The organism is Paenibacillus sp. 01T424, from assembly GCF_056398745.1.
Genome location: NZ_JBFTPZ010000094.1, coordinates 1 through 4,135, shown reverse-complemented (window position 1 = coordinate 4,135; position 4,135 = coordinate 1). Strand labels below are relative to the sequence as shown.

General features: G+C 41.4%; 4 protein-coding genes. All 4 read left to right on the top strand.

Annotation, left to right across the window (positions count from 1 at the left end):
- Window positions 1-497: 497 nt before the first annotated feature.
- The 4 genes from AC1DPK_RS33915 (at window position 498) to AC1DPK_RS33900 (ending at window position 4,060) form a co-directional block, all read left to right on the top strand.
- Window positions 498-1,763, top strand: coding sequence for a stalk domain-containing protein (locus AC1DPK_RS33915; protein ID WP_477513002.1), 1,266 nt, complete (start codon window positions 498-500; stop codon window positions 1,761-1,763).
- Window positions 1,764-2,194: 431 nt separating this feature from the next.
- Entirely contained in the window at window positions 2,195-2,518 is a 324-nt protein-coding gene (locus AC1DPK_RS33910) for a hypothetical protein (RefSeq protein ID WP_477513001.1), read from the top strand.
- Window positions 2,519-2,779: 261 nt separating this feature from the next.
- Window positions 2,780-3,268: an NUDIX domain-containing protein gene (locus tag AC1DPK_RS33905; RefSeq protein ID WP_477513000.1), complete on the top strand. Its 489-nt coding sequence runs from the start codon at window positions 2,780-2,782 to the stop codon at window positions 3,266-3,268.
- A gap of 288 nt (window positions 3,269-3,556) precedes the next feature.
- A complete protein-coding gene (locus tag AC1DPK_RS33900) occupies window positions 3,557-4,060 on the top strand; it encodes a DinB family protein (RefSeq protein ID WP_477512999.1) in 504 nt (167 codons plus the stop codon).
- Window positions 4,061-4,135: the final 75 nt, after the last annotated feature.

Below are 4,135 nucleotides of genomic sequence, written 5' to 3'. Positions count from 1 at the left end.
TGGAAACATCCAGTCCGATGACAGGATTCATGTAACCACTCCTTGTTATATATTCGCCGGAAGCCCCTAACCTTCTTGTCGTCCACATTATCGCATGTGATTCGGGGTCATGCCCCAACTAGCCTAATCATGGTTTAACAAGTAGGGGGGATGAACGGAATAGCTCTCGAGATCCAAGTCTAACGGGCAGAAACGTTCGATCCCCGGCTACCGCTATCTTACGACCACACAAAAATGAGGTCGACCAGTAATTTCTGGTGACCTCATAATACGAACGGGCAGGATAGCGTAGCTTAATACAAAAAAGATTTCCCTCTGTTTCAACTGGTGTTCCACTGTGAAAATCGATCTTCGCCTGCTTACTTAAGTGCATGGCGATTTTTTTATTATTTTGGCATTGCTTTGACTATCATTCACATCCGCAACTGGGTAGCTCAGCAACCTTTTACGGTGAATGACGTCTAACAATATATGGATTTTATGGGAGGTTGAACAGATTGGTTAAGAAATGGATGCTTATTTCTTGTTTGTTGATTATAATACTTCCCCTCTTGACCACCGCTCCCAATGTGCATGCCGCACGAAAATTGTACGATGGCACTAGCGGTTCTGAGCAGCAGAAAGCTCTGGCTTACGTCAACAAGCTCCGATTGAAAATGGGATTGTCCGAGGTTAAGCTTGATCCTGCTCTCGTTAAAGCTGCTGTTAATCATGCCCGTTATGCAAATGCTCATTATACGTTAAAGTCTCAGGGTGATCTCTCCGCCGAAGAAAAAGGCTTTGAGTTTTATACTCAGCCTACGTCCGAGAAGCGGGCGACTGCGGCTGGGTACAAAGGGACAAATCAGGAAATTCTAGAGACGGTATATATGAAGGAAAGGGCTTACGATGAATTCGATATGGCATCAGAAATTCACGAGTTGTCCTTAGTTCATAACCGCAGGGAAGTATTACTGACTCCAGGGGTGTCCGCGCTTGGCATAGCGAGAGTAGGAAGGGCCACCGTAATTGTGGGAGTATTAAAAGCAGAAAACGATATAACGACTCCGGCAGTCGCAAGCGTGTATCCATATGACGGAATGAGTGAGGGATTTGCTGGTTACATTGAATCAGAAGATGTAGAAAAGCTTATCCAGGGAGAAGGAATGACCATTACGGTCTTCAGCAATAAGCGGGATGTATCCGGTATAAAGGCGTCGCTAAGCACCCAAACTGGCAGCCGACACATCAGCATTCCGCTTAGCATAAAGAAACTTGACTCGGGCTACGGCTATGTGCTGACGGCGCAGCGACAGCTGAGGGGCGATCGGACGTACACGGCCGAGATTTCTTTTGATAGTGGTGGTGTATCACTGACCAAGCAGTGGACATTCCGGACTTGGCGATTCATCTACCAGCTGAACATTGACGATATGCCCCTTAAGTTAGCACCACCACTGAACATTGTGAATGGCAGATCAGAAGTGCCGATGCGCTACCTGTTCGAGCTTTTTGGAGCCAGAGTTGAATGGAACAATGCTGATCGGACCATAACCGCCATAAAAAACGGATTAACCATTAAAATGACAATTGACAACTACACTGCCTATATCAACGGCAAGGCAGTCCAGCTGGAGAGTCCACCGCATATAATTAATGTCACCTATGTACCACTCCGCTTTATCTCTGAAGCATTCGGTTATGAGGTGGAATATAATCCCAAAGAGCGTTCGGTGGACATTTGGACAGGGCTTCTGAACAATCCGCAGACCGTTTCTGAATAAGCAAGAGGACTAAGAAGGCGACATTTGGTACACGGAAACAGTTTTTATAGACTGCCTTTTACCTGGAGTGCTTCAGCAACATTTAGTAATGCATGATTAACTTCAGCAAAGTATGTAGACGTGTCATACTCTTTGGAGAATAATAGCTTCCAGCGCAAAAGAGGCATAAGACAGCGACATAGGATGTGGTTTTAATATGAATAAAACAATGTTAATTGTTTCAGATGTACTTGGCATTAAGCTAACGGGAAGGATAGTTTAAACATTTCGCGATACTCCAAGGATGGAATTATTTACGAAGTTCGCAAATTTATCGTTAGGTGAAATACCTGAAGGAGAGAGATATGAAGAGAAAAACTATTTATATTACTTTATCCGTATTATTGTTCTTGGTCTTATATATATGGTGTTACATTTGGATGCTAGTAAGTGTGAAAGATACTCTTAGAACAATATATTTGCATCCTGAACAAGATTCTCAAATCGAGGGTAAATACGTTAAACCAGAGATCATGAAAAAGTTTTTTAGACAAGAAATGTATCCTTCAAGTTCTAATGATAAAATCAAATTTTCATTAAGTACGGGGAAAGTACTTCACTTCTTTATTATTGGTAAGGTATGGATTACATATAGGTATGAAGGAATTGACAGTGAATCAAACAAATCGTTATATGGATCACATGCCCCAATGACTTTAAAGGTTAAGTACTCAAAAGGAATATGGAAGATAATTGATAAATATGAAAGACCATAATGAATCTTGTGAGCTTAACAAGGAGTCAGGTACTTCACCTAACATCATATTCACGCTTCGGGCATACGACCCTCGGTCCGCCCTCGGAATTTCAAGGATCAGATTTGACCATTCATTAAGCTAACGGGCAGATTAGCCTAACAATATATGAAACCTAGATGGAAATTTATAGAAATTACCTATAAATAGATAGTTTATAGATATTTAATTTATATAAAGCATGCATGATATGCTTCCATTAAATGGTTAGGAGGGGTACATGTGAGAATTACTTGTTCTGCAGGAGGGTTAATTGTTAAGAACAACAAAGTGTTACTAGTAAAAATTACTTATGGAGTAAATAAGGATCATTGGATGTTACCGGGCGGATTTGTCGAAGAAGGGGAAACATTCGAAGAAGCAGCAATAAGAGAAGTAAAAGAAGAAACTGGGATTAATGCAAGACCTAAAAGGCTTATTGGAGTTAGGACCGGAATTAAACAGCTACACAACGAAATAGAGCATGGAATATATTTTATCTTTGAGATGGAATTGGTTTCAGGCGAATTAATTGTTGATGGTTCTGAGATTTCAAAAGTAGAGTTTAGACCTATAGATGATGTGCTTATCGATTCAAAGGTTGTAAGTTTAACACAAGAATTTATAYGTTCATATAAAAATGTAGTATCAAACTCTGGCTTATCCAAGGTAAAGTCTATTATTCAAACGAACAATAAATACATTAATTATGATGCCTACACTTTATCATAAAATAATTAGGTACGTTACGCTAACGGGAAACTATAGTTGAACAAATAAGGAGCAGTTTGCTACATGGCAGCTGCTCCATTTCTTTGTTAAGCTAACGGGCAGGCTAGCGTAAACAAAATGATCAAAAGTATTAACCATACGTAGTTAATTACATTTCGGGATTAGCGCAATGATTTTCGGCAGCTTCGTTTGGTTAACGGGGGTAGTTTAAGTAAATGTAAATATTCACTTGCGAACTAGTGTTCGGTATAATAAACTTGATTCCATTACAAAAAGGAGATGTTGGATATGTATAAACAMATTAAAGATTTTGCCGCAACTTGGCAGAATGAAACGGAAGCAACAATGCGGACACTGGAGATGCTGACCGACGAGTCTCTTGGCCAACAGATAACAAGCGATCATAGAACGCTTGGACGTGTTGCATGGCACCTKGTACAGACGTTGCACGAAATGCCATCTCGGACGGGACTGTCTTTCGAAGGACCGGGCGAAGATATGCCGGTGCCAGCTTCGGCAGCAGACATCGCGTCAGTCTATAAGAGGACCTCACAAGCGCTCCTTGATGCTATACAGTCCAGTTGGAAAGATGAGAATCTGCTTATCATGAGCGATATGTATGGTGATCAATGGCCAAACGGCTTAATGCTGGATATTCTCRTAAAGCATGAGATTCATCATCGTGGTCAGATGACAGTCCTGATGCGTCAGGCAGGCCTTCGTGTGCCGGATCTTTACGGCCCGACAAAAGAGCAGTGGGCCGAGTACGGAGCGCTACCTCCAGTAATTTAGAGTAAGATTATATCCGCTTTGGCCGTTTGGCTATAGTGGGATTTATAAGTATTTTATCATAGGATTGAAAGTGGT